This is a genomic window from Streptomyces sp. NPDC093984, from assembly GCF_044764595.1.
GTDB lineage: Bacteria > Actinomycetota > Actinomycetes > Streptomycetales > Streptomycetaceae > Streptomyces > Streptomyces cynarae.
The window spans coordinates 976,801-1,002,815 of the sequence record NZ_JBIWIM010000001.1; the positions used below are offsets into that span (position 1 = coordinate 976,801).

At 70.1% G+C, this 26,015-nt stretch carries 20 protein-coding genes and 1 pseudogene; 8 read left to right on the forward strand and 13 right to left on the reverse strand.

The window, feature by feature from the left end; translation table 11 throughout:
• Nucleotides 1–392 precede the first annotated feature (392 nt).
• On the forward strand, nucleotides 393–2,219 hold the full coding sequence (locus ACIRC0_RS04395) for an AMP-dependent synthetase/ligase (RefSeq protein ID WP_403611055.1): 1,827 nt from the start codon (nucleotides 393–395) through the stop codon (nucleotides 2,217–2,219).
• Nucleotides 2,220–2,332: 113 nt separating this feature from the next.
• Here ACIRC0_RS04395 and ACIRC0_RS04400 read toward each other — a convergent pair whose 3' ends face one another.
• Together ACIRC0_RS04400 and ACIRC0_RS04405 are read right to left on the reverse strand one after the other, a co-directional pair.
• Nucleotides 2,333–3,118 carry a heparin lyase I family protein gene (locus ACIRC0_RS04400; protein WP_403611058.1) on the reverse strand — a complete coding sequence of 262 codons (786 nt, stop codon included), beginning with the start codon at nucleotides 3,116–3,118 and terminating at the stop codon, nucleotides 2,333–2,335.
• A gap of 39 nt (nucleotides 3,119–3,157) precedes the next feature.
• Nucleotides 3,158–3,298, reverse strand: coding sequence for a hypothetical protein (locus ACIRC0_RS04405; protein ID WP_403611060.1), 141 nt, complete (start codon nucleotides 3,296–3,298; stop codon nucleotides 3,158–3,160).
• A 671-nt stretch (nucleotides 3,299–3,969) separates the two neighbouring features.
• Here ACIRC0_RS04405 and ACIRC0_RS04410 point away from each other — a divergent pair.
• Both ACIRC0_RS04410 and ACIRC0_RS04415 read left to right on the forward strand, forming a co-directional pair.
• Nucleotides 3,970–4,806, forward strand: coding sequence for an aldo/keto reductase (locus ACIRC0_RS04410; protein ID WP_403611063.1), 837 nt, complete (start codon nucleotides 3,970–3,972; stop codon nucleotides 4,804–4,806).
• A gap of 171 nt (nucleotides 4,807–4,977) precedes the next feature.
• Nucleotides 4,978–5,670 (forward strand): glycoside hydrolase family 75 protein, encoded by a 693-nt coding sequence (locus tag ACIRC0_RS04415; RefSeq protein ID WP_403611066.1) that lies wholly within the window; start codon nucleotides 4,978–4,980, stop codon nucleotides 5,668–5,670.
• Between the two features lie 82 nt (nucleotides 5,671–5,752).
• Here ACIRC0_RS04415 and ACIRC0_RS04420 read toward each other — a convergent pair whose 3' ends face one another.
• The 3 genes from ACIRC0_RS04420 to ACIRC0_RS04430 all read right to left on the reverse strand — a co-directional run bounded on the left by ACIRC0_RS04420 (nucleotide 5,753) and on the right by ACIRC0_RS04430 (nucleotide 10,104).
• Complete coding sequence (locus ACIRC0_RS04420) at nucleotides 5,753–6,625, reverse strand: class I SAM-dependent methyltransferase (RefSeq protein WP_403611069.1); 873 nt, start codon at nucleotides 6,623–6,625, stop codon at nucleotides 5,753–5,755.
• Nucleotides 6,626–6,876: 251 nt separating this feature from the next.
• A complete protein-coding gene (locus ACIRC0_RS04425; RefSeq protein WP_403611072.1) occupies nucleotides 6,877–8,592 on the reverse strand; it encodes a glycoside hydrolase family 6 protein in 1,716 nt (571 codons plus the stop codon).
• Between the two features lie 36 nt (nucleotides 8,593–8,628).
• Nucleotides 8,629–10,104, reverse strand: a complete 1,476-nt coding sequence (locus ACIRC0_RS04430; RefSeq protein ID WP_403611074.1) for a cellulose binding domain-containing protein — start codon at nucleotides 10,102–10,104, stop codon at nucleotides 8,629–8,631.
• 266 nt (nucleotides 10,105–10,370) lie between these two features.
• Between ACIRC0_RS04430 and ACIRC0_RS04435 the strand changes: the two genes are divergently transcribed.
• The 4 genes and pseudogenes from ACIRC0_RS04435 (at nucleotide 10,371) to ACIRC0_RS04450 (ending at nucleotide 15,107) form a co-directional block, all read left to right on the forward strand.
• A complete protein-coding gene (locus tag ACIRC0_RS04435) occupies nucleotides 10,371–13,286 on the forward strand; it encodes a glycoside hydrolase family 48 protein (protein WP_403611077.1) in 2,916 nt (971 codons plus the stop codon).
• Between the two features lie 100 nt (nucleotides 13,287–13,386).
• A pseudogene (locus ACIRC0_RS04440) lies at nucleotides 13,387–13,566 on the forward strand (hypothetical protein); the annotation flags it as partial.
• Between the two features lie 43 nt (nucleotides 13,567–13,609).
• Nucleotides 13,610–13,717 (forward strand): cellulose binding domain-containing protein, encoded by a 108-nt coding sequence (locus ACIRC0_RS04445; protein ID WP_403612702.1) that lies wholly within the window; start codon nucleotides 13,610–13,612, stop codon nucleotides 13,715–13,717.
• 82 nt (nucleotides 13,718–13,799) lie between these two features.
• Entirely contained in the window at nucleotides 13,800–15,107 is a 1,308-nt protein-coding gene (locus tag ACIRC0_RS04450) for a vanadium-dependent haloperoxidase (protein ID WP_403611080.1), read from the forward strand.
• 289 nt (nucleotides 15,108–15,396) lie between these two features.
• On the opposite strand, the gene ACIRC0_RS04455 is transcribed toward ACIRC0_RS04450, so the two are convergent.
• The 8 genes from ACIRC0_RS04455 to ACIRC0_RS04490 all read right to left on the reverse strand — a co-directional run bounded on the left by ACIRC0_RS04455 (nucleotide 15,397) and on the right by ACIRC0_RS04490 (nucleotide 24,184).
• Nucleotides 15,397–16,104 (reverse strand): gamma-glutamyl-gamma-aminobutyrate hydrolase family protein, encoded by a 708-nt coding sequence (locus tag ACIRC0_RS04455; protein ID WP_403611083.1) that lies wholly within the window; start codon nucleotides 16,102–16,104, stop codon nucleotides 15,397–15,399.
• Nucleotides 16,101–17,591: an aldehyde dehydrogenase gene (locus ACIRC0_RS04460; RefSeq protein ID WP_403611085.1), complete on the reverse strand. Its 1,491-nt coding sequence runs from the start codon at nucleotides 17,589–17,591 to the stop codon at nucleotides 16,101–16,103. The genes ACIRC0_RS04455 and ACIRC0_RS04460 overlap by 4 nt, the downstream gene beginning before the upstream one ends.
• 29 nt (nucleotides 17,592–17,620) lie before the next feature.
• Nucleotides 17,621–18,427 carry an acetoacetate decarboxylase family protein gene (locus ACIRC0_RS04465; RefSeq protein ID WP_403611087.1) on the reverse strand — a complete coding sequence of 269 codons (807 nt, stop codon included), beginning with the start codon at nucleotides 18,425–18,427 and terminating at the stop codon, nucleotides 17,621–17,623.
• Between the two features lie 161 nt (nucleotides 18,428–18,588).
• On the reverse strand, nucleotides 18,589–19,953 hold the full coding sequence (locus tag ACIRC0_RS04470; RefSeq protein WP_403611090.1) for a pyridoxal phosphate-dependent decarboxylase family protein: 1,365 nt from the start codon (nucleotides 19,951–19,953) through the stop codon (nucleotides 18,589–18,591).
• Between the two features lie 42 nt (nucleotides 19,954–19,995).
• Nucleotides 19,996–20,841 (reverse strand): fumarylacetoacetate hydrolase family protein, encoded by an 846-nt coding sequence (locus tag ACIRC0_RS04475; protein WP_403611093.1) that lies wholly within the window; start codon nucleotides 20,839–20,841, stop codon nucleotides 19,996–19,998.
• 10 nt (nucleotides 20,842–20,851) lie between these two features.
• On the reverse strand, nucleotides 20,852–21,787 hold the full coding sequence (locus tag ACIRC0_RS04480; protein ID WP_403611096.1) for a 3,4-dihydroxyphenylacetate 2,3-dioxygenase: 936 nt from the start codon (nucleotides 21,785–21,787) through the stop codon (nucleotides 20,852–20,854).
• The gene (locus ACIRC0_RS04485) at nucleotides 21,780–23,249 is read right to left on the reverse strand and encodes an aldehyde dehydrogenase (protein WP_403611098.1); all 1,470 of its coding nucleotides are present in this window, start codon (nucleotides 23,247–23,249) and stop codon (nucleotides 21,780–21,782) included. Before ACIRC0_RS04485 ends, ACIRC0_RS04480 begins: the two co-directional genes overlap by 8 nt.
• 359 nt (nucleotides 23,250–23,608) lie before the next feature.
• Nucleotides 23,609–24,184 carry a MarR family winged helix-turn-helix transcriptional regulator gene (locus ACIRC0_RS04490; RefSeq protein ID WP_403611100.1) on the reverse strand — a complete coding sequence of 192 codons (576 nt, stop codon included), beginning with the start codon at nucleotides 24,182–24,184 and terminating at the stop codon, nucleotides 23,609–23,611.
• Between the two features lie 277 nt (nucleotides 24,185–24,461).
• Between ACIRC0_RS04490 and ACIRC0_RS04495 the strand changes: the two genes are divergently transcribed.
• On the forward strand, nucleotides 24,462–25,817 hold the full coding sequence (locus tag ACIRC0_RS04495; protein ID WP_403611103.1) for a glutamine synthetase family protein: 1,356 nt from the start codon (nucleotides 24,462–24,464) through the stop codon (nucleotides 25,815–25,817).
• The last annotated feature ends 198 nt before the right edge of the window (nucleotides 25,818–26,015 follow it).

Here is a 26,015-nt window from a genome sequence, read left to right on the forward strand (position 1 = left end):
CGGGACCGAGTGACAGGATCGGCGCCGCGGACGCTGAAGAAGACAGTGGTAGGGCAGGGGTGCCCGCCGGGGGCGGTGGCCCGGCGGAAGGCACCGGCCACCGCCCCGCCTACTCGCCGGTAGGGCGTGCGGCGCGGTAATCGCCCCGTACAGATTCCGTGGAGATTAGGGGACCGGAACTTACGCCGCCGTAAGGGATTCTGTCCGCCCCTTCCCCTTGTGCTCGCATTTTCCGTGGCTGACCTGTGCGTTTGTGAGGAGTTCCGGGGTTTCCAGCCCTCTCCCGCCCGGCTCCTGGGTGGGGTAGCTTTCACGGCGCTGTGCGGAGCGCCCCCAGAAAGCCTGACCGGCTGGAGCGCCCCGCAGGCGAACCAAGGAGCCGGGAGCGGGGATTGCGCGAGTTCACCAACCCTCCGTTGGCGTCGGCGCCGCCGGTGGGCGGCCTGGCCGATGTCGTCTTCGAGTATGCCCAGGAAGATCCGCTCCGTGTAGCCCTCGGCCGCAAGGACGAGCAGGGTCGGTGGCGCGATGTGACCGCCGCCGAGTTCCGCGACGAGGTGCTGGCGCTCGCCAAGGGTCTGCTGGCCCAGGGAGTCCGCTTCGGGGACCGCGTCGCGATCATGTGCCGTACGCGCTACGAGTGGACGCTCTTCGACTTCGCGCTGTGGACGATCGGCGCCCAGGTCGTCCCCGTCTATCCCACCTCGTCGGCCGAGCAGGTCTTCTGGATGCTGCACGACGCGCAGGTGGTGGCCGCCATGGTGGAGCACGAGGACCACGCGATGACGGTCGCCACGGTCATCGACCGGCTGCCGCAGCTGCGCCGCCTGTGGCAGCTCGACACGGGCGCCGTGCAGGAGCTGTACGACGCGGGCGCGCACATCGAGGACGAGGTGGTGCACCGGCACCGGCAGGCGGTCACCCCGGAGACGGTGGCGACCGTCATCTACACCTCCGGCACCACCGGCCGCCCCAAGGGCTGTCTCCTCTCGCACGGCAACTTCATGTTCGAGGCCGACACGGTCATCGAGCGGTGGGAGCCGGTGTTCCACTCCAAGCGGGGCGACGAGGCGGCGACCCTGCTGTTCCTGCCGCTGGCGCACGTCTTCGGGCGGATGGTCGAGGTCGCGGCCATCCGCGGGCGGGTCAAGTTCGGCCACCAGCCGCAGCTGAACGCGGCGGCGCTGCTGCCCGATCTCGCCGCGTTCAGACCGACGTTCTTCCTCGCCGTGCCGTACATCTTCGAGAAGGTCTTCAACGCGGCCCGCCGCAAGGCCGAGAAGGAGGGCCGCTCCGGGCCGTTCGAGAAGGCGGTCGAGGTCGCCGTGAAGTACGCGGACGCGATGGAGGCGAAGGCGTGGGGCACCGGCCCCGGCCCGTCGGCGGGCCTGCGCGTGCAGCACCAGTTCTTCGACAAGGTCGTCTACGCCAAGATCCGCGCCGCGATGGGCGGCCGGGTACGGCACGCGATGTCCGGCGGCTCGGCGATGGACCGCCGGCTCGGCCTGTTCTTCGCGGGCGCCGGCGTGCACATCTACGAGGGCTACGGGTTGACGGAGTCGACGGCGGCGGCGACCGCCAACCCGCCCGAGCGCACCCGCTACGGCACGGTCGGCCAGGCCATCCCCGGCACCACCGTGCACATCGCGGACGACGGCGAGATCTGGCTGCGCGGCGCCCATGTCTTCCAGGGCTACCTCAACAACCCGAAGGCCACCGACCAGACCCTCCACGACGGCTGGCTCGCCACCGGCGACCTGGGCTCCCTCGACGAGGACGGCTATCTCACGATCACGGGGCGCAAGAAGGAGATCCTGGTGACCTCCGGCGGCAAGAGCGTCTCCCCCGGGCTGCTCGAGGAGCGCGTACGGGACCACCCGCTGGTCGCGCAGTGCATCGTCGTCGGCAACGACCGCCCCTACGTCGCCGCGCTCGTCACACTCGACGCGGAGGCCGTGGAGCACTGGCTGCAGATGCAGGGCAAGCCCAAGCTGTCCCCGGCCCAGATGGTGCGCGACCCGGACCTGGAGACGGAGGTGCGGCGGGCGGTGGTCGCCGCGAACACGCTGGTCTCGCAGGCCGAGTCGATCCGTACGTTCCGCATCCTCGCCCACCAGTTCACCGAGGAGCACGGGCTCCTCACGCCGTCGCTGAAGCTGAAGCGCAAGGCCATCGAGAACGCGTACGCGAACGAGGTCGAGGCGCTGTACCGGACCTGAGCCCGGCCCAGCGTCCCTGCCCCTCGGACCGGTCTTGACTGTCCCCCTTCGCGGGTGGCGTGTGGACGTTCCGATCCATGTCCGGCGGGGGTTCTCCAGACCACCGCGGCTCATCAAGCCAGTTGGTAGCCGCGGAGGCCGGTGAGCAGGAGGTAGGTGTCCTGCAGGGACCCGGAGGTGTCGCCCAGGGAGCGGTAGATGCCCCACTTGGGCCGCACCCGGTCGGCGAGGAAGGTGTCGACGCCTGTCTTCGACTTGTCGATGACGGTGGTCGAGCCGCTCTTGAGGATCCAGCGGACCGAGCCGGCCGAGCCGTCGCCGACCTTGATCTGGAAGTCGACGTCGGTCCATTTGTCGTGCAGCGGCTCCAGGTTGGTCCGGCTGACCAGGATGTCGTCGATCGCCAGCTTCAGCTCGATGGTCTGCACGCCGTTCACGCGCCGCAGCGACTGCACGACGATCGGGGAGGTGCCGGTGCCGGGCTGCTTCATCTGCATGATGTGGGTGAAGGTGGTGGTCGCCTTCAGGGAGCTGGGGATGTACATCGAGTACGTGATCCGCCAGGTCTGTCCCTCGGTCCACTTCAGGTAACTGCTGCTGCTCGTGCGCAGCCCGGTGACCTCCTGGCGCTGCCGGTCGGTCGATGTGTCGCGGTCGACCGTGTGCATGTTGAAGCGCCAGTTGTCGCCGGTGGCGAAGATGTGCGGGTGCCCGGCCGGGTGGGAGTCGGCGCGGTCGTCCTCGACGGTCTCGAAGGCACCGAGGCCGTCGTTCCTCGCCGAGGGGGACCACTTCAACTGCCAGGAGGCCGCTCGCGCCGTGGCCGCCGGCAGACCGACCGCCGCGGCCGCCGTGCCGCCGAGGGCCGCGCTCAGCAGGGTTCTTCTGGTGGGACTCATGACTGTTCACCTCGCTGCGAAGGAATGTGTCGTCCGGAGCTACTCGTTGGTGATCGGGAAGGCGCCCAGGCCGTGCAGGTCGTTGGCGGCCCGGGTGCGGTCGGCGTAGTACGCGTGGTCGCCGATGTCGGTACCGACGGAGATGTCGGTGAGGTCGGTGAGGTCGTGAGGTCGATGCATCCGTCGGAGCCGACGGGCAGCCTGGCGAGGACGCTCGCGTGGGGCGCGATGGGCGCGATGGATGCGATGGGTGCGCTGGGCGCGCTGGGCGCGCTGGCGGCACGAGCGCGCTGTGGCTCGGCGGCCTCCCGGACGGGGGGGGACCGGGGCGCTTGGGGAGCGGGGCGGCGGCGCCTGAGCCGGCTCCGCTCGGATGCGCGGTGCCGTCCCCGAGCTCCACGGGTCTGCCGGCAACTGCCGTACGAGGGCGAGGAGTTGCCCTCCGTGGGTCACCATCCCCTGGCGGTCCCGGTGAGTCAGGGGCCTGTCGGGCCCCTTTCCTCCGATGTTTCCCGGGCGCTCTGCTTCAGCCGGCAGGCTGCGTACGCCTTCTCGTTCATGTGTGCGTACCTGCTTTCCAGCGAGTGGGGGGTGAGTGGGCCCAGGCAGTTCCAGGCAGACGCGCGGTTCACATGGATGCACAGGGTTCAGCAATGCGTTCGGTGCCGCGATACAGAGTTGCGGGATGGCGTGGCCCGGTCAATGGTCCGGACCGATGAGGTCGGATCCATTTCCGGCCAATGTGTGGTCGGCGTCGCGACTTGACGGGGAACCCGCCGGTCAGGAATGCACGTAAGGTGGTGATCGTTGACGATAGGAGCACCACCCGACGACTGAAGGATCGAGAGCTCGTGAGCAGCAAGGTCCCCCCGATCATCCTGAACAACGGCGTCGAGATGCCCCAGCTGGGCTTCGGCGTCTGGCAGGTGCCGGACGACGAGGCGGAGAGCGCGGTCACCACCGCCCTGGAGGCCGGGTACCGCAGCATCGACACAGCGGCGATCTACGGCAACGAGGAGGGCGTCGGCAAGGCGGTCGCCGCGTCCGCCATCCCCCGCGAGGACCTCTTCATCACCACCAAGCTCTGGAACAGCGACCAGGGGTACGACGCCACGCTGCGCGCCTTCGACGCGTCGCTGGAGAAGCTCGGCCTGGACTACGTGGACCTGTACCTGATCCACTGGCCGCTGCCGTCGCGGGGTACGTTCGTCGAGACGTACAGGGCCTTCGAGAAGCTCCACGCGGACGGCCGCGCCCGGGCGATCGGCGTCTCCAACTTCCTTCCGGAGCACCTCGAGACGCTGATCGAGGCCACCTCCGTCATCCCGGCGGTCAACCAGATCGAGCTGCACCCGCACCTACAGCAGCACGCCGCCCGTGAGTACCACGCGGAGCAGGGCATCGCGACCGAGGCCTGGTCGCCGCTCGGCCAGGGCAAGGGCCTCCTCGAGGTGCCGGCGATCGTCGCCATCGCACAGAAGCACGGCCGCACCCCGGCCCAGATCGTGCTGCGCTGGCACGTCCAGCTCGGCAACATCGTGATTCCCAAGTCCGTGACCCCGGCCCGGATCAGGGAGAACATCGAGGTCTTCGACTTCTCGCTGGACACCGAGGACATGGCGGCGATCAGCGCGCTCAACGAGGACCGCCGTCTCGGCCCGAACCCCGCGACGTTCGACATGGGCTGACGGACGACCGACCCACGCGCCCCGGACCGCCGCCACGGCGACCCGGGGCGCGTCGCTGTCCGCCGTAGGCTCTGACGGCAAAAAAGACAGGGACTTGACGAGGGCATGCTGACGGGTCCACCTTGTACGGCACCTGGTAAGGAAACTTTCCTAACAGAAGGGTCCCCCACAGTGCGCACTCGACCACTGACCCTCGCCGCGGCCTCCGGCGCCGCACTCCTCGCCACCGCCGTGCTCCCCGCGAACGCCTCCGGAGCCGCACCCAAGTCCGCCCAGGAGGGCTCGGTCAGCGCGGCCGACCTCCTCGCCAAGGTGACGTCCTGTTCGCAGATATCGAACGGCAAGTACAAGACCGACGACGAGACCTCGGCCACCGTCCCCGTCTGCGGCAAGAACGGCGCGGTGTTCTGGAAGGCCGACATGGACGTCGACTGCGACGGCCAGGTCACCGGCAAGTGCAACGGCGACACCGACCCCTGGTTCCAGGACGACACCGCGTTCCACCAGTCCGACGGCAAGCCGCTGCGCGCCGACTCGCTGCCGTACGTCGTCGTGCCGAGCGCCAGCAGCATCTGGAAGTACTCCAGCTCCGGCATCAAGGGCGGTGGCGTGGTCGCCGTGATCTACAACAACAAGGTCGAGTACGCGGTCGTCGGCGACACCGGCCCCACGAAGATCATCGGCGAGGCGTCCTACGCCACCGCGAAGGCGCTCGGCATCGACCCCGACCCGGCGACCGGCGGCGCGGACTCCGGCGTGACGTACATCCTGTTCAAGAACTCGCAGGTATCACCCATCGAGAGCCACAGCGCGGCGGTGTCCCTCGGTGAGTCGCTGGCCAAGCAGTTCATTCGGGACAACTGAGTCCGTGATGCCGGGCGCCCGCCACGGGGCGCCCGGCGTACGTCACTCGGGCCGGCCGACCGGTCGTGGAGCGCTCTCCGAGTCAGTCCTTGACGGCCGTGTGCATCGTGTGCGCCTGCAGCACGTAGACGTCGGGGCGGTGGTACAGGCTCGCCTTGTCGTCCGGGTCCAGGAGGCGGTCCAGGGTCGCGCGGTCCGTCGCGTCCAGGCCGTCCGCGAGCTTGTCGCGACGGCGCTGGAACTCGGCGACGACACAGGTGCGGGCCTCGTCGGAGAGCGGGGCGGGCAGCTCGAACAGGAAGGTGCGGGTCACCGGTGCGCGCAGCCCGACGGAGGTCATGAGCGCGGACCAGTCCTCGGTCTCCGCGACCGCGCCGGGCAGCTCCGCTCGCATCGCGGTGAACCGCTCGGTCTCCACCGCGTCCAGCCGGGCCTCCAGGCCCGGGCGTCCGATGCCGATGTCACGCGGGAGCGAACGCGGGGGCAGGCCGCCCTCCAGCAGGGCCAGGACCCCGCCGGGAGCGAGATGATCCGCGAAAGCGGCGAGCGCCGCGCGCTGGTCACCGAGGTGGTGCAGGCTGCGACTCGCCCACAGCAGGTCCGCCGGGTACTCCAACGCCTCGAGGACACCCGGGAGTTCACCGGCCAGAGTGCTGAAGCGGTCGGCGAGCCCCAGCCGGGCGGCCCGCATACGGGCGCGCTCCAGCAGCGGCTCGGAGCCGTCGGCCGCCACGACCCGGGCGTCCGGGAAGGCCTCGGCGAGGACACAGGTGACGGCTCCCGGTCCACTGCCGGCGTCGACGATCAGCCCCGGCCGCGCACCGCGCTCTCCCAGCCAGCCCGCGATCCGCCGGTACATGGGGGTGAGCAGTTCGGCCTGCGACTCCAGCAGCGGGGCCATCGTGGCCCAGTCGACGTCGGCGTGCGCGTGATGGTCGTGATGCTCGTGCGCCATGGTGGTCACCCTCTCTTCTCGGTGCCGTCAGCCTGCGCCGACGCACCGTGAGGGGGCCACTTCTGTTGCCGGTACGGCAAAAACGGGGTGCGCCACCGCCGGCCGGCCACCGACGATGGCCTCATGGACGATCGGATGGTGGAGCGAGCTCAGCGGCCGGACGGCGACTACTCACCGGTCGAGTTCGCGATCCGCCGGGGTCTGGCCCGGGAGGGCTGACCCGGCGGATCGCTCAAGGACCCGTCACCCGGTCACGGCAGAGGCGGGTAGGCGTTCTGCATCAGCTGCTGGAACTGGGCCGAGAACCAGTGCCCGGACAGCGGTGCGTTCGGCAGGGCGCCCGACATGTTGTTGTTGTTCCGTGCGTTGCCCGTGTACGTCGGGTCGCACATCCGGTCGAAGCCCTTGCCCTCGTCGTTCGGGATCGCCGAGCTGGAACCGTCGGACTCCCCCGGCGGCTTCATCCACACGTAGGCGTCGATCCCGGCGGCCGGGTTGGCCTGCGGCCGCTCGCCGAGGCCGGCGCCCGCCTGGTTGCACCAGTTGCCGATGTGGATGCGCCGGTCGTAGCGCCCGCCGTTGACGTACGTGTCGACGTCCGTCCTGGCGCCCGGGCCGGTGGGCCGGGCCGAGCCGCCCCAGCCGTTCCTGGACGTGTCGATCAGCATGCCGATGTTCGAGTTGAAGCCGACCGAGACGAGCTTGTCGCGGAAGGCCTGAGCGTACGACAGCTCGTCGACGTACCGGTTCCAGTCCACCCACTTGGACTGGCGCACCGATGTGCCGTTCACGGTGTCGTTGATCGTGAAGTTGTTCTCCTTCAGGGCGCTGTAGTTCGCCGTGTTGGTGATGAACCCCGCCACGTCGTCGACCGTCGCGCCCTCGCTGGTGGCCGCCTGCTTGAACAGGTCGGCCGCCGGGCCGAAGTTGTCGTCCCAGCCGAGCCAGCCGTGGTGACCGGCGTCCACGTAGTTGTAGACGTTCGGGATCGCGCCGAGCTTGGCGAGCGCGTAGCCGACGCCCTTCACGTAGTTGCCGTTGGCCTTCATCGTGTCGCACTGCGGGGTGGCCGTGGCGCGGCTGCCGGTGTTGGTGACCAGGTTCGGCAGCGAGTCGATCTCGATGGTGGTGACGATCCGGAGCGAGGCGTACTTGGGGTCGGAGAGGATCCTCGCGATGGGGTCGATGAACTGCGTCTTGTACTTGTCGATCTCCGTGGGGCCCAGCTCACCGTTGGAGGCCAGGGCCGCGCAGTCACGTCCGGGCAGGTCGTAGACGACGAGCTGGACGACCTCCTCGCCGGTGCCCTTCTGCTTGAGCGCCTCGTCGAGGTGGGCGCGCAGGCCCATGCCGCCGTTCGCGCCGTTGATCGCGGCGATGCGGTCGAGCCAGACGCCGGTGGGCTGATTGGAGACGCGGGTGCCGCCCGGCTCGGCGGCGGCCTTCGCGGACCACTCCGGGTTCACGTACACCTTGGCGCCGGCGTACGGGTTGTCGACGCGGCTGCCCGAGCCGCCGCCGCTGCCGCCTCCGGTGCCCCCGCCGCTGCCGCCGCCCGCGTCGACGTTGCAGGTGACGCCGTCGAGCGTGAAGGTGGCCGGGACCGCGTTCGTGCCGCCGTAGGAGGCGTTGAAGCCGAAGCTGACCGAACCGCCGGTCGCCAGCGAGCCGTTGTAGCTCTCGTTGGCGGCGGTGACGGCGGCCCCGCTCTGGCTGATCTTCGCGTTCCAGCCGCTGGTGACCTTCTGGTTTCCGGCGTACGACCATTGCACCGACCAACTCGACTTGGCGGCCGAGTTGTTGGTGACGGTGACCGCGGCGGTGAAGCCGGTGTCCCACTGGTTCTGCACCTTGTAGTCGACGGTGCAGGGGACGGCGGCGTGCGCGGGGGTGGTGACGACCGCGGTGCCGGTCGTGCCTGCGACAAGGGCGAGCGCGGCCAGTAACGACGTTCTTGTACGACTCATGAGTGCGGGTTCCTGTCTGGTCGTGAACTGCGTGGACTATCCGTTGAGGGCGCGCAGGTGGTCGCGCAGCCCGGTGCCGTACGACGTGGGCGTTCCGTCGTAGTTGGAGATCAGGGACGGGCCGGAGGAGCAGTCCCAGGTGTTCCAGGTCCAGCCGAGGTAGGACAGGTTCCGGTCGTCGAACCACTTCATGACCTGGTCGACGAACCCGTGCGAGCAGGTGTTCTCACCGATCTCCCCGGCCACCAGCGGCACCTGGGACGCCACCGGGGCGAGCGTGGAGTTCCAGCAGCTCTCGCTCGCGCAGGTGTTGAAGTTGTAGACGTGGTAGGCGGCGACGAGATTGCCCGCCGGGTCGCTGGGCCTGTACGTCAGCCACTGGCTCAGGTCGTTGGAGTACGCCAGTCCGCCGGCCAGGATCACGTTGTCGGCGCCGGTGGAGCGCACCGCGTCGACCAGGTCCTGCATTCCGGCGACCTCGTAGGAGATGCCGGGGCAGGTGCCGCCGTCCTTCCAGCACTTCCAGGCGTCCGTGACGCTGGAGGTCGCCCGGTCCGGATACGGCTCGTTGAACAGGTCGAACGCCACCGCCCGGTCCTGCTTGAACGTGCTGGCGACCGACGACCAGAAGGACGGGGTGTACTGGGCGTCCGGCATGGGCTTCTGGCAGGTGGCGTGCACATCGGAGCAACCCGCCGAGTTGCCGGTGTACTGGCCGTGGGTCCAGTGCAGTTCGACGATCGGCGTCATGCCGTGCGCCTCGACGCGGGCCACCAGGTCCTTGACGGCCTTGATGTAGTTGGCGCCCGCGTACTCCGGCTCGACGTTGGAAAGACCCAGCCAGCACTCCTCGTTGAGCGGGATGCGGACCGCGCTCGCCTTCCAGTCGGCGATCGCCTTGATCGCCGCGTCGTCCACCGGGCCGTCGAAGATGCCGTAGCCCTGGACGCACATGAACTCGCCGCCGGACCGGTTCACGCCGAGCAGGCGACGGGTCTTGCCGGCGGCGTCCACGAGCTTGTTGCCCAAGACGTGCAGGGCCGGGGCCGAGCCGCTCGCCGGGGGCTCGGTCGGGGGCGGCGTGGGCGTCGGTTCGGAGTCGACGTTGCAGGTCGTCCCGTTGAGCTTGAAGGCCGTCGGGGCGGCGTTGCTCCCCGACCAGGAGGCGAGGAAGCCGGCGCTGACGCTCGCGCCGGTGGCCAGCGAGCCGTTCCAGCTCTCGTTGGTCGCGGTCACCGTCGTACCGGACTGGGTCCACTTGGCGTTCCAGCCCTGGCTGACCTTCTGACCGCCCGCGAAGTCGAAGGTGAGCGCCCAGCCACTCACCGCGGCACGGTTGTTGGTGATCTTGACGGCGCCTTGGAAGCCGCTGTCCCACTGGCTCGTGACGGAGTACTCCACCGTGCACGCGGGGGCGGCGCCCGAGGCCGTGACCACCGGGACGACCACGCTGCCGACGACGGCGACCGCGCCGGCCACGAGTAAGAGCGCTGAACGAGGGGGGTGTCGCATGAGCGAGTCCTTGCAGCTCGGGCGCGCCCGTGACGGACGCGTCGACTGATGGAGTCGCTCCCACTGGTGCCGGTGAAGGTAGCGCCAAGTGACGGCAAAGAACAGAGGAGTCGCTGACTTTCCTTCAGCACACCGTGTCGAATCTTTTCGACTCTTCAAGCACCTTGACCCCTCTTGACCCCCTCCCCAATATGGGAGCGCTCCCACTGGTTCAAGGCTTGTTGCTCCCCCCACCTCTGCTCCGAGCCGCAAGGAGGAACCAGCACATGGCCCAAAGACGGAGACGCCGCGTGGCGCGGCGGCTCTGGACCGCCGCCGTGGCGGCCCTCGCACTCCCCCTGACGATGCTCGCGAACGGCCCGACTCCCGCCCATGCGGCGGCAGTTCAGTGCAGCGTCGACTACAAGACCAACGACTGGGGCTCCGGCTTCACCGCGGACCTCACGATCACCAACCGCGGCGCCGACGCCGTCAACGGCTGGACGCTGACGTACGACTACACGGGCAACCAGACGCTGACCAACGGCTGGAGCGGCACCTGGTCCCAGTCCGGCAAGTCGATCACGGTGAAGAACGCCTCCTGGAACGGCACGATCGCCGCCGGGGCCGCCGTGAACACGGGCGCGCAGTTCACCTACAGCGGCACGAACGCGGCGCCGACGAACTTCGCCGTCAACGGCACGACGTGTGCGGGCGCCCACCAGCCGCCGGTCACCGTGCTGACCAGCCCGGCCGCCGGCGCGGTCTACACCCAGGGCGACGCGGTCCCGCTCGCGGCCACCGCGGCCGCCGCCGACAACGCGACGATCAGCAAGGTCGAGTTCTACGACGACACGACGCTGCTGGGCACGGACACGAGCGCGCCCTACTCGCTCTCGGTCTCAAGCCTGCCCGTGGGCAGTCATTCCCTGGTGGCGAAGGCGTACGACAGCCTGGGTGCGTCGGCGGAGTCCACGCCGGTCGGCATCACGGTCGCCTCGGGTCCCGCCGTGGTGGCCTCGCCGACCCAGCTCGGCGTCCAGCAGGGCAGGACGGGCACGTTCGGCGTCACGCTGTCGAAGCAGCCGAGCGCGAACGTGACGGTTTCGGTAGCCCGCACGGACGGCAACACGGGCCTGTCCGTCACCGGTGGCTCCTCGCTCACCTTCACGCCGTCCAACTGGAACACGGCCCAGACGGTGACCATCACGGCGGACTCCTCCGGTACGGGCTCGGCCACCTTCACCGCCTCCGCGACCGGCTACACCAAGGCCACGGTGACCGTCACGGAGCTGGCGGCCACGAAGGCGTACGACGCCCGCTTCCTGGACCTCTACGGCAAGATCACCAACCCGGCGAACGGCTACTTCTCTCCCGAGGGCATCCCCTACCACTCGGTGGAGACGCTGATCGTCGAGGCGCCGGACCAGGGCCATGAGACGACGTCGGAGGCGTACAGCTATCTGCTGTGGCTGCAGGCCATGTACGGCAAGGTGACGGGCGACTGGTCGAAGTTCAACGGCGCCTGGGGTCTGATGGAGAAATACATGATCCCGACCCACGCCGACCAGCCGACCAACTCCTTCTACGACGCCTCCAAGCCCGCGACCTACGCCCCCGAGCTGGACACCCCGAACGAGTACCCGGCGAAGCTCGACACGTCCGTCCCGGTCGGCTCGGACCCGATCGCGGGCGAGCTGAAGAGCGCGTACGGCACGGACGACGTCTACGGCATGCACTGGCTGCAGGACGTCGACAACGTCTACGGGTACGGCAACGAGCCCGGCAAGTGCGAGGCGGGCCCGACGGCCACAGGACCGTCGTACATCAACACCTTCCAGCGCGGCCCGCAGGAGTCGGTGTGGGAGACGGTGCCGCAGCCGACCTGCGACTCCTTCAAGTACGGCGGCAGGAACGGGTACCTCGACCTGTTCACCGGCGACTCTTCGTACGCCAAGCAGTGGAAGTTCACCGACGCGCCGGACGCCGACGCGCGCGCCGTGCAGGCCGCGTACTGGGCGGACGTGTGGGCCAAACAGCAGGGCAAGGGCGGTGACGTCTCCGCGACCGTGGGCAAGGCCGCGAAGATGGGCGACTACCTGCGCTACGCGATGTACGACAAGTACTTCAAGAAGGTCGGCAACTGCGTGGGGGCCACGTCCTGCCCGGCGGGCACCGGCAAGGACGCCTCGCACTACCTGCTGTCCTGGTACTACGCCTGGGGCGGCGCCCTGGACACCTCCGCGGGCTGGGCCTGGCGCATCGGCTCCAGCCACGTCCACGGCGGCTACCAGAACCCGCTCGCCGCGTACGCGCTCAGCAGTTACGCCGACCTGAAGCCCAAGTCGGCGACGGGCGCCTCGGACTGGACCAAGTCGCTGCAGCGCCAACTGGAGTTCTACCAGTGGCTGCAGTCGTCCGAGGGCGCCATCGCGGGCGGCGCGACCAACAGCTGGCAGGGCCGGTACGCCACCCCGCCGGCCGGCACGTCGACCTTCTACGGCATGTACTACGACTGGCAGCCCGTCTACCACGACCCGCCGTCCAACCAGTGGTTCGGCTTCCAGGCGTGGTCGATGGAGCGGGTCGCGGAGTACTACCAGCAGACGGGGAACGCCGCGGCGAAGGCGATCCTCGACAAGTGGGTGAAGTGGGCTCTGTCCAAGACCACGATCAACCCGGACGGCTCGTACCGGATCCCCTCCACGCTCCAGTGGTCGGGCCAGCCGGACACCTGGAACCCGTCGTCGCCCGGCTCCAACAGCGGGCTGCACGTCACCGTCGCGGACTACACCAACGACGTGGGCGTGGCAGCCGCGTACGCGAAGACGCTGACGTACTACGCCGCCAAGTCCGGTGACGCGGCGGCGAAGTCGACGGCGAAGGCGCTGCTGGACGGCATGTGGAGCAACTACCAGGACAGCCTGGGCATCGCCGTCCCCGAGACGCGCGCCGACTGCAACCGCTTCGGCGACACGGTGTACGTGCCGAGCGGCTGGAGCGGCACGATGCCGAACGGCGACGCGATCAACTCCTCGTCCACCTTCACCTCGCTGAGGTCCTTCTACAAGAACGACCCGGCCTGGTCGAAGATCGAGGCCTACCTCAAGGGCGGGGCCGCGCCGTCGTTCACGTACCACCGGTTCTGGGCCCAGGCGGACATCGCCCTGGCCATGGGCTCGTACGCGGAGCTCCTCGAATAAGTCCCCGCTAACGCTTCGCGTACCGAAGCCGGGCGGACCTCACCCGCACTGGGGTCCGCCCGGTTGTCGCGCCCTCCTCACGGAAGGAAGGTCCCCCACCGTGCGAGGAACCCCCCATAGCGGCCGCATCCTCACTGCCGTGTTCGCGCTCGCCGCCGGCCTCCTCGCCGGCACCCCGCCCGCGCTGGCCACGAGCAGCCCGAAGGCTGCGACGCTCGCCGCCGACACCTACACCTGGAAGAACGCCCGTATCGACGGCGGCGGTTTCGTCCCCGGCATCGGGGTCGGCGGTGACAGTGAAGAACCTGGGCTGGAACGCCCAAGTGGCCGGGGGCTCGTCCGTGAGTTTCGGGTTCACGGGGAGCTGGTCGGGGTCAAACACGAAACCCACGGCCTTCAAGCTGAACGACCAGACCTGCACGGTGAGCTGACGGCCGGGGAGCGTGCCGTGCGCACGGCACGCGCCTCGCCCAAGCGGCGTGACCATGCGCACGCCGGACGGTTATGCCGGTCATGGAAGCTTCTCGTTCCGGCAGGTCCGCCGCCCTCGGCGCCGTCACCTCACTTCTGCTTCTCGTCGTCACCGTCCTGACCGGGTCCCCGGCCACCGCCGCCCGTCACGCGGTCCCTGCGGCGGACCCCGCGGCGATCCGCGCGTGGAACGCCATCGCCACCGACACCATCGCCACCAACCTCGGCCCCACCCGCCCATCGGGGCAGGCGGTCATCTGGCACGGGTTCGTCTCGGCCGCCGTCTACAACGCCGTGGTAGGCATCCAGGGCGACTACGCCCCGTACAAGTGGCGGGAACGCGGCCCCTCCACCGCATCGCCCGAGGCGGCGGCCGTGGCCGCGGCGCACCGTGTCCTGCTCACCTACTTCCCCGCCTCCCGGGCCGGGCTCGACGCCGCCTACGCCGACTGGCTCGCCAGGATTCCCGACGGCACGGCGAAGACACAGGGCGTGGACTTCGGAGAGCGTGCCGCCGACCGCATCATCGCCCTGCGCGAAGGCGACGGCCGGTACGCGCCCGTGCAGTTCACCACCCCGCCGGCGCCCGGTGTCTGGCGGCCCACCCCGCCCGGCCGTCTGCCCTTCATCGACCCCTGGCTCGGCAGACTGCGCCCGATGCTGCTGCTCACCCCGGACCAGTTCCGTCCCGGCCCGCCACCCGCCCTGCCCTCGGCGCGCTATGCCCAGGACCTGAACGAGGTGAAGAGCATGGGCGCGAAGACCGGCTCGCCCCGCACCGCGCTCCAGACCGAGACGGCCCTGTTCTTCGGGGGCAGTCTGGTGACACAGATCCAGGCGGCGCTCAGGGACTACACCGACCGGCACCACCTGGGCATCGCCGAGACGGCACGCGTGTTCGCCGCGGCGAACACGTCGGCGACCGACGCCGTCATCACCGCCTGGGACGCCAAGCTCCGGTACGGACGCTGGCGGCCCATCACCGCCGTCCAACTGGCCGACACCGACGGCAACCCCGCGACCCAGGCCGACCCGCAGTGGCAGCCGCTGCTCGTCACGCCACCGCACCCGGACTACCTCAGCGGCCACACCACGGTCACCGGCGCGGTGACCCGGACCCTCAGCGGCATCCTCGGCACCACACGGCTGGACCTGAACATCCCGTCCGAGATCACCGGCACCACCCGGCACTACGCATACGCCGACCAGCTCGACCAGGACGTGATCGACGCGCGTGTGTGGGCCGGAATCCACTTCCGCTCGGCGGACGTGGCCGGGACCCAGACCGGCAAGCGGATCGGCACCTGGGCGCTGACCCACTACTTCCGGCCGCTGCACCCGCACCGCTGATCCGGGGGCGCGTGCCGTACCAGCACGCACCCCTCACAACGCACAGGGCACGCAGCGGTAGGCGATGACGGCGAACCTGCCCGCGTACCAGCCCACGCGGCCCGCCGTCGGCGACAGCACGGGCGCCGGACTCGCCACGGCGGTCTCTCCGCCGGCCCGCGACCGCGGCGGCCCGGCGCCGTGCTTCCCGTACTTGGGCGCGCCCCGAGCTGGACGACCGGCTGGAGACACCCTCCATGCGGAGTGGGAGAAACGCAGCGGTGGGCAGCTTGAGCTCCATCCGGAGGGCTCAGCAGGAGCGGGCGTTGCGGACCAGGGCGTCGAAAAGGTTCTGCTGGGAGGGGTCATGGTGCGCGGTGTCCTCCGGGTGCCACTGCACGGCCGTGAACCAGCCGCCGGCGGCGGGCAGTTCGAGCGCTTCGACGGTGCCGTCCTCGGCGGTGGCTGCCACGGTCAGGCCATTGCCCAGGCGGTCGACCCGCTGGTGGTGGTAGCAGGACGCTTCGACCTTGTCGCCACCCACTGCGCGCGCCGTCCGCGTCCCTCGGCGGATGGTCACCGGGTGCAGCAGATGCCGGTGCTCGCGGTCGGGACCGCCCATGTCCTGGTGGAGGCTGCCGCCGAGGGCGACGTTGACGACCTGGAGACCTCGGCAGATCGCCAGCAACGGGATCCCCGACTCCAGTGCTCGCCGAGCGACTGCGATGTCGAATGCGTCCTGGAGGTCGTCGACGTCGTAGACGCTGTCGTGGGTGTCGGCGGCGCCGTAGCGGTGTGGGGCGATGTCGCCGCCGCCGGGGAGCAGGACGCCGTCGAAGCGGGCGAGCCGGGCGGCGACGGCCGTGTCGGCGCAGTCCGACGGGTGGATGCTCACCGGTTCGCCGCCCGCCCGCCACACGGCCTCGATCAGCGCCCGGGCGTTGACCTCGGCGGAGTACCGCAGCGCGGAGGTGGTGGCGGAGAAGCGGGCCGGGACGGCTATCAACGGGCGTGTCACAGCTGGATCCAGGTGGTCTTGAGCTCGGTGTACTTCTCCAGGGCGTGGAGGGACTTGTCCCGGCCGTTGCCGGACTGCTTCATGCCGCCGAACGGCACGGCCAGGTCGCCCTCCTCGTAGCAGTTGACCCAGACCGTTCCAGCCTTGAGCGCGCGGGAGACCCGGTGGGCGGTGGACAGGTCGGAGGTCCACAGGCCGGCGGCGAGGCCGTACTCGGTGGCGTTGGCCAGGTGGACCGCCTCGTCGAGGTCGTCGAAGGTGAGTACGGACAGCACGGGGCCGAAGATCTCCTCGCGGGCCAGCCGCATGCCGGGGTCGACGCGGTCGAGGACGGTGGGCTGCACGAAGCTGCCGCCGGAGGAGGTCAGGGTGCGCTCCCCGCCGGTGAGCAGCCGGGCGCCCTCCGCCTGGCCGGTGGCGACGTGGTCGAGGACGCGGTCCAGGTGGGCCTGCGAGACCAGGGCACCCATCTCGGTCGCCGGGTCGAGGGGATCTCCGACCTTCAGTTCCCGCGCCCGCCGGACCACGGCGTCGGTGACCTGCTCGGCGATGGAGGAGTGCACGAGGAGCCGTGAGGGGGCGGTGCACATCTCACCCTGGTTGAAGAAGATTCCCCAGGCTGCGGTGGCGGCGGCCTTCTCGAGGTCCGGGGCGTCGGGAAGGACGATGTTGGGCGACTTGCCGCCGAGCTCCAGCCAGACGCGCTTGAGGTTGGAGTCCGCGGCGTAGTGCAGGAAGTGGCGGCCGACGGCGGTGGAGCCGGTGAAGGCCAGGACGTCGACGTCCGGGTGCCGGCCGATCGCCCGGCCGGCGGTCGGGCCGTCACCGGTGACGACGTTCAGGACGCCCGGGGGCAGCCCGGCGTCGGTACCGATTCGGCCCAGCAGCAGGGCCGACAGCGGTGACGACTCGGACGGCTTCAGGACGACGGTGCAGCCCGCGGCCAGGGCCGGAGCGACTTTCCAGCCGGCCAGCGTGAGCGGGAAGTTCCACGGTACGACCGCGCCGACCACCCCGGCAGGCTCCCGCGTCACGAGGGCGAGGGTGCCGGGGGCGGTGTGCGGGGAGAAGTCGGCCAGCTTGTCGGCCAGCTGCCCGTACCAGCGGAACGTGTTGACGACGGCGCGCAGTTCGATGTCGTACGCGTCGGTGATGGGCTTGCCCATCTCCAGGCTGACCGTGAGCGCCAGTTCCTCGCGCCGCTCTTCGAGGAGTTCGGCGATCCGCAGCAGGGTCCGGCCGCGGTCGGCGGGGGCCAGGCGCGGCCAGGGGCCGGAGTCGAAGGCGCGGCGCGCGGCCGCGACCGCTAGATCGACCTCGGCCTCACCCGCGTCGGCGACGTGGGTGAGGACCTGTCCGTCGCGGGGCGCGACGACGGCGAATGTCGCGCCGCTGCCGCCTTCGGGACGGCCGTCGATGTGGTGCTGGGTGGGCAGGTGGAGTTCCTTGGCCCGGGTCAGCAGTTCCTCATGGGTGACGTTGCGCATGGGTGTCTCCGGATGGCCCTTTACTCGGCTTATTCGGCGCCGGAGGTGCCGGACTCCAGCAGCCGCCCGCCGTCCCACACCACGCCGACCTGGCGGTAGTACGCGGCGATCGGCTCGCGGATCTCCAGCCGGGCCAGCTCCTCGGTCGGCGACTCGAACAGCTCCACATCGGCGTCGCCGACCCAGGGCTGACCGCCCTCGAAGGAGGCGGCTCCGGATTCGATCAGCTCGTCCAGCGCGAGCCCCTTGCCCTTCTCGATCGAGGGCAACCAGCGGTGGTGGGCCATGGGGTGGCCGTTGACGAAGCCGTTGGTGGCGGACGGCTCGCGCAGGGTGACCACGGCCTGGGCCAGGCGCCGGTCGGCGGCGGCGAGGGTCGCGCCGAACCGTGCCCCGGCCTCGATGCGGGGAGCCGGCCCGTAGGGGTGCGGGCGGGTCTGGTGGATGGAGCCGAGCTTCTTCGGGTAGCCCTGGTGCAGTCCGCGGGCGATCGCGAAGTCCTTGTCGACCCAGATGTACACACAGCGGGTGTAGGTCCGGCCCTTGTACGTACAGCGGACGACGGCGAACGCCTCCTTGTACTGGGCGAGCACCGGGTCCAGCAGTTCCTCGCCCGACGCCGAGCAGGACTGCCAGTCGGCCCAGATCAGCGCGACGGCGCCGGGGTCCTCGTCGGCGAGCTCCAGCGGCTCCGGCAGCAGTTCCCGCACCCGGGCGGGGTCGGTGCGGTACTCGACGGTGAGCAGATCGCCGGAGTAGCGCCAGGGCGGGGCGGGGATCAGCGACGAGGCGCCGGTCGCCGTCTTGGGGTGGAAGTAGCCATGCACACTGGCCATGTCGTCACGCTCCTGAGACAGATCGTGGTGGCGATACGCCACCTGCGGTGGATGCGGCGGACGGAGAAGGAGGTCGCCGTCGCGAGATGCCGGGGCCCAGCGCCTTCGGTACCGGCTCACCGCTGAGCACGGCCGCGGTGAGCTGACGACGCCGGAGGCGGTCATGAGCGGGCGAGCCGCTCCACACGCTCGTGCAGATGCTCGACGTAGCCCTCGGATTCGGGCTTCATCAGCACGCTGCGCAGGAGCCGCGCGCCGTCGGCGTCCGCGGTGACCTTCGGGTGGCCGGCGGTGAAGCGCTGGGCGCCGACGCGGAGTGTGCTGAGGAAGACCGGGTCCTGGCTGTCGGTCATCCCTTCCTGCAGGATCCGGTTGCTGGCCGCGTCGATCTCGGAGAGGGTGTTGCGGGCGGTCACCGGGAAGTAGCTGACGATGTCGAGCTGCGGGGCCTGGTAGAGCTCCAGGTGCTCGGAGGCCTCGATGAGTTCCGCCCAGCGGAGCGCCGCCCGTCGGCCGGCCGCCAGCACCTGCCCCAGCCCTTCGCGGGTGGGCGGCAGCAGCTGGAAGGTGAGCCACAGCGCGGCAGCCGCCGCGCCCGCCCGGGAGCACTCCAGGCTGATCTCGCCCAGGTGCAGTTCCTCGGAGGTGAAGTAGGTGTACGGCGAGTCGTGCAGGTAGAACCGCCCGACCGAGGGATCGCGGAAGAGGACGGCGCCGCAGCCGTAGGGCTGAAGGCCGTGCTTGTGCGGATCCACCACGATGGAGTCGGCCTGGGCGACGGCCTGCCAGGGCTCGGCCGGCAGGCCCTCGGGACCGTCCGCGCCGGCCAGCAGGGTGAAGAATCCGCCGTAGGCGGCGTCGACGTGGATCCGCACGCCGTAACGTTCGCGCAGCGCCAGCGCCTCGTGGACCGGCTCGACGGCACCGAGCCCGGTGGTACCGGTGGTGAGCACGACCGTGCCGACCCGCCCGCCGCGCAGCAGCTCCTCCAGCGCGTCGAGGTCCATGCGGCCGAGGTCGTCGGTGGGGACGGGAAAGCCCTCCACCCCGAGAACGCCGCACATCCGGCCGTGCGTGTAGTGGGCCTCGGTGCTGTACGCGATGCCCTTGCCCGGGTGCAGCTCGCGGGCCACGAAGAGAGCTTCGAGGTTGGCGATCGTGCCGCTGGTGGTCAGGTGCCCGAGGTGGGTGTCGTAGCCGAACATCGTGGCCAGCTGCTGGACCACCTCACGCTCCATCGCGGCGGTGGCCGGCCCGCCGTCCAGTGCGTGGTTGTTGGGGTTGATCAGCATCGCGGTCAGGTAGCCGACCACGGCCGCCGGGTGCGGCGGCTTGAGCATCTGCCCCGCGTAGCGGGGATGGAAGAAGGGGTAGTTGTCCTTCAGCCGCTCGGTGAAGACCTCGAACGCGGCGGCGAACCCGCTGTCGTCGACGGCCAGTGCCGGGTGCGGGTCGAAGGGGCCGAAGGTCTTCCCCCACTCTGCGTTCGACGCGACCGCCGCGGCCAGCCACTTGTTCAGATCCATCTCGTCACTCCTCCGTGTGTCTCGCGTTGACGTGGTGCGGGCTCAGCGCCTGGGCGGGCGGATGCCGCGGAACTCCCAGTCGCCGCCCAGCGCGGTGGACAGCACTTCCTCGGACTCGGCGGGCTGGGCACCGACGTCGTTGCGGATCGGGATGGGGCCGGTGACGATGTGGTTGGTGAGCCGGCCGAGGCCCTCGACCTCGACCTCGACGACGTCGCCGGGCCGGACGGGGCGCGAGTTGGCGGGGGTGCCGGACAAGAGTACGTCGCCGGGGTACAGGGTGATGGTGCGGGCGATGTCGGCGACGAGGTAGTGCATGTCCCACGTCATCTCGTCCGTCGAGCCGTCCTGGACGACCTCGCCGTTGACGTAGGTGCGCAGCGCCTTGCCGTGGAAGTCCCAGTCGGTGACCAGGCCGGGGCCGAGCGGGCAGAGGGTGTCGGAGCCCTTCACACGGAGCATGGAGCCGGCGTCGGTGTCGCGGAAGTCGTGCAGGCCGTAGTCGTTGGCGATGGTGTAGCCGGCGATGTACTCCCCCGCCTGGTCCGGCGCGATGTTGCGTGCCGTCTTCCCGATGACGATGGCGACCTCGCCCTCGTAGTTGAGCCACTTGCAGCCCTCGGGGCGGACGATCGCGCCCTTGTGGGAATTCAGCGCCGAGGTCGGCTTGTGGAAGTAGGTGGGTGTGTCGGGCAGGCCGATCCGGAACTCGTCGACGCGGCTGCGGTGGTTGAGGTGGACGGCGATCACCTTGGAGGGGACGACCGGGGGCAGGTGGCGGGCCTCGTCGGTCTTCACTCGGCGGCCGTCGCCGGCGACCAGCTCGTCCCCGTCGACGGTGACCTGGACAGCGGCGCCGTCCAGCAGGATGCGGCGGTACTCGGGCATGACGGGACTCCTAGGTACGGCTGTGCGGGGTGCGCGGGGACGGGGAGGCGGGCAGGCCGGTGCCGGTCCAGCCGTCGGCGGGGCGGTCGAACCACAGATGGACCTGGCCGGTGCCGACGGAGTTCTCGTACTCGCCGTACTGGCGGGCCTTCGCCACGCACGTCCGCTCACCGAGCGCGCCGGCCATCATCAGGTAGTGGAAGAACTTCGCCTCCGGCTTGAACTTCCAGAACTCGTCCATGGTGTCGAGGATCTTGTCGTGCCGGCCGTCCTTGAACCAGGCGATCCGCTCCTCGTCGGCCGCGCGCGCCTCAGGGGTGAAGATGTGGATGGGGTCGCCGGCCTCGTGGTCGCGGATCTCGCGCAGCGGCCAGAACGTGTGCGAAAGGGCGCCGGAAGCGATCAGTACCACCCGTCGCCCCGGGGTGGCGGCGATGCCGTCGGCCAGGGCCCGGCCGAGACGGAAGTGGTCCTCCATATCGCCGGTCTGGCAGACGCCGATGGTCACCCACCGCTTGTCGGGCAGGCCCTCGCCGAGGAACTTCCAGAGGTTGATGGTCGCGTAGAAGATCGGCAGGTAGGCGTCGTCGATCGCCGTGATGAACGTGCCGTGCTTGTCGGCGAACGACGCGACGTTGTGGGCGAGTTCGGGGTCGCCGGGGAAGTCGTACGGCATCCGGCACATGCCGCGCGGCAGCTCCTCGGAGGTGAACAGCCCTGCCCGCCGGTCCTGCGCCGTCACCACGAACTCCACGGTCGTCGCCCAGTGGGAGTCCAGCACGACGACGGTGTCGTAGTCGTCGCTTTCGAAGACGTCCCTGCGCAGCTGTTCGAGGCCGGTGACGAGGGTGATCTCCTTGCCCTCGTTCAGCGCCAGGCGCTCCTCCTTCGGGAGCACGATGGTGGGGACGTGGGCGAGCAGGCCCGCCCCGACGATCTCACCCATGGTTCGCGAATCCCTTCGGGGCAGTCACGGTGTTCTTCAGGTCGCAGTAGAAGTCGAAGCTCCAGGTGCCGCCCTCGCGGCCGACTCCCGACCGGCGTGAGCCGCCGAAGGGTGCCTGGAGGTCGCGGACGAAGAAGCAGTTGATCCACACCGTGCCCGCCACCAGTTGTCCACTGATGCGCTCGGCACGCTCCGGGTCACCGGTGGCGACGGTGGCGGCCAGCCCGAAGCGGGTGCCGTTGGCGAGGCGGACGGCTTCCTGCTCGGTGGTGAAGGTCTGCAGCGTCAGGACCGGGCCGAAGACCTCCTCCTGCACGATCTCCGAGTCCTGGGCGACGTCGGTGAGGAGGGTCGGCGCGTAGTACAGGCCCTCCTTGCGGTGCCCTCCGATGACGGCCCTGGCCCCGGCGGCGAGCGCCCGCTGCACGAAGCCGTCGATCTTCTCGAGCTGACGAGCGTGGATGTTGGGGCCGACGTCGGTGGCCTCATCGCGCGGGTCACCCTGCTTGAGCGCACTCGCCCTCTCGACGAAGCGGCGGGTGAACTCCTCCTCGATCGACTCCTCGACCAGCAGGCGGGTGCCCGCCAGACACACCTGGCCGGCGTTGTCGTACTGCTCCACCGCAAGGTCGACGGCGAGGTCCAGGTCGGCATCGGCGAACACCAGCAGCGGTGACTTGCCACCCAGTTCGAGGCTGAGCGGAGTGAGGTTGGCAGCGGCCGACGCCGCGATCCGCTGCGCCGTGGGCACGGAGCCGGTGAAGCTGATCCGGCGCACGTCCGGGTGCGAGGTCAGCGCGTCGCCGATCTCCGCGCCGTAGCCCTGCACCACGTTGAGGACACCGGCGGGCAGTCCCGCCTCGGCGGCGATGTCGGCCAGCAGCAAGGCGGTCAGGGGTGACCACTCGGCGGGCTTGAGGACCACCGTGTTGCCGGCCGCCAAGGCGGGGGCGACCTTCCAGGTGGCCAGCATCAGCGGGGCGTTCCACGGGGTGATCAGCACGCAGGGCCCGGCCGGGTCCCAGCTGACGTGGTTGGTGTGGCCGCGCGTTTCGAAGTCCTCGTGGTCCAGCTCCAGCAGCCAGTTGGCGAAGAAGCGGAAGTTGTGGGCGACCCGGGGCATCACACCGCGCCGGTGGGAGCGGAGCAGGGCTCCGTTGTCGCATGTCTCGACGATCGCCAGGTCCTCAAGCCGCTTCTCCACACCGTCGGCGATCGCGTGCAGGACCCGGGCGCGCTCCGCACGCGGGGTGGCGGCCCAGCCGGGGAAAGCAGCCTTCGCGGCGGCCACCGCGGCCGCCGCCTCCATCGCTGTGCCCCGGGAGATCTCGCCCAGGACGCTGCCGTCGATCGGGGAGATGTCGACGAACGTCTCCGTGGAGGCGACGCGTTCGCCGCCGATCCAGTGCCGGGTGTCAACGGTCACGCCGGCGACGACAGCTGCTTGGGGCTCGCGGGTCATGTCCCCACCTCCAATTCGTTTGACCCCAAATAAACAGCCGCGCCGCAGGGACGTCAAGAGGTGTCGGCAAGATTTATTTGGTCCCAAACATTCGAGCCGGGGGTGCGTCGCCGGAAACCGGGTCCCCCGACGACGCGACCAGGGTCTTTCGTCTGGATCAGACCGGATCGGGGAGCGGGGCCTGGCGCCTGCAGCTGCAAGGCGGAGGAGGCAGCGACATCAGCCGCTACCGCGGCGGGCGACGCGATGAGGGTCCCCCGCGCGAGCGTGTTCGAGCGCTGGGGAGTCGGCGAGTGACGACAACGCCGCAGATATGCGTGCCAGGCCCCGCGAGCCCGGCACGATCCAAACGAGAGGCACTAGGCCCGTGGGCGTCGGCCAGAGCGCCGCGGGGCGAGGTTCTCACCGTCGAGCAGTTCCCGCCTGCGCTGCTCACCGTGCTCCTCGAGCCGGCTGACGATGGCGCGCAGACTGTCGGCGAGCTGGAGGCACTGGTCGGGGCTGAGCGGAGCGGAGACGAACGCCTCTTCCGCATTGAAGGCCGGGAACAGCTCCTCCATGAGCTTCTCCCCCTCACGGGTCAGCGAGAGCAGGACCCGGCGGCGGTCCTCAGGGTGCGCAGAGCGGGCCACGAGGCCACGTGACTCGAGGGTGCGCGAGATGCCGGTCAGCGTTCCCTTGGAGATGCCCGCCTCCTCGGCCACCGACCAGGTCTCGGCCTCACCCCAGATCCACAGCACCCACAACACGACGAAGCCGGTCCACGTCAGCTCGTGCGGACGCAGCACCGAGTTCTCGAGATGCTGACGGACCGCTGCGGCCGCCCGGTGAATGTTGCTCACGGCGGCCATGGCCTCGCGCTGCAGCGTCAGGCCGCCCAGCCGCCGCTGTACGGCCTGCTCGGTCTCGGCGATGGATCGGCGGGGCCCGGGCACAGGCATCTCCTCGGCGTCGGGGCGGCATGGACCGCCGACATGCTCGTTTGCAGCCAAATGTATCTCGCGCAGTCTTCGCAGACACTCCGGCTGACGCCATCGCTCACAGAGGGAGGCGAGCGAAATGGCGCGGCCCTCTTGTGGGCGGCACACCCGATGCTTATCGTTTGGCATCAAATGACTGCCCTGGTGTCACCGGCCGGCCATGACGCCGCGCAGATGCTGCGCGAGCGAATCGAACATAATGCACCTCTTCGCCGCATCCCTGGAGTATCCCGTGAGCGCCCATACAGACCCCCAGGTCCGACAGACGATGGAGGCGCTCGACGCCAAGGGGATCGACGTCCTTCGCGTCGCCTACCCGGACCTGATGGGGTCCGACCGCAGTCGGGACATCCTGCTGCACCATCTGCCGCAGGCGGCCGGACACGGCCTCGCCTTCAGCCGCGTCATCTATCACACCGGCGCCCTGGGCGATCATTCCGACATCGCCGGCGGCCTCGAGGCGGGCATGCCGGACGTCGTCGTGCGCCCGGACCTGGACACCGTCGTCCCGCTGCCGTGGGAGCCGAACGTCGCCTGGTGCATCGGCGACGTCCGGGACCCGGCCACCGGCCGGAGCGTGCCCGAATCGCCCAGGGACCTGCTCCGCCATGTCCTCACCCGCCTGAACGACGCGGGTCTGACCGCACTCGTCGGCCCGGAACTGGAATACGTCCTGCTCGAGCCGGATGCCGACGCGCCCACCGGATGGCGGCGCTACGCCCCCGCCGCGGGCACCGTCTACACCACCGGCCTCCGGGGCGACCCCGATGGACACCTCCTGCGCACGATGCGCGCCCTGCACGCTCTCGGCCTCGACGTCAGCGGCGGCAACCGCGAGTTCGACGGCGGACAGTTCGAGATCAACCTCAACCACTCAGAGGCCTTGAACGCCGCCGACCGCGCCTTCCGGTTCAAGGCCGCGGTCAAGGAACTCGCCCGGGCCGAGGGCCGGCTGGCGACCTTCATGGCCAAGCCGCTCAACGACGGCGGCGGGTCCGGATTCCACCTCCACGTCTCCCTGATCGACGCGGACGGGACCAACGTCTTCGACGCGCCCCACGACGCCCACGGCCTCTCCGCCACAGCCCGCCACGCCCTGACCGGCGTCCTCTCCCACGCGCCGGCCCTGTCAGCGCTGCTCAACCCCACCGTCAACTCCTACAAGCGGTTCGGACCGGACACCACCGCCCCGTGGCTGATCAACTGGGGTCTGGACAACCGCAACGCGATGGTGCGCATCCCGCCGGAGCGCGGTGCCGCCTCCCGGCTCGAGGTACGCCTCGGCGACGCCACGGCCAATCCGTACCTCGCCATCGCCGGTCTCCTGGCCGCCCTCCACCTCGGCATCACCGCAGCCGCAGAGCCCCCGGCCCCGGCGACCGGCCACGCCGCCGACACCGCCGCCGCGGAGCGGCTGCCCACCGACCTCGGCCAGGCCCTCGACGCCCTCCAAGCCGACGATCAGCTCACCGACGTCCTCGGCAAGTCGTTCGTCGAGGCATTCCTCGCTTTCAAGCGGGACGAACTCGCCCGGTTCCACAAGTACGTCACCGACTGGGAGTTCCGCGAGTACGCCCAGATCAACTGACACCGCCCGCTTCCCCCGTTCGACCACCTGTTCGCCGCCTCACCCTCCTTCCGCCTGCTTCCCGCAGACCGACCGCCGCCGAAGCGGTGTCTGCGCATGCCTTCCGCGGCCCTCCCCTCCCCTGCCCCGCCGCACCGCGCGAGCCGGGCCGTCGCCCCACCCCGCCTGAGCGGGGGTGCCGCGTCCGTACGTCAGCCC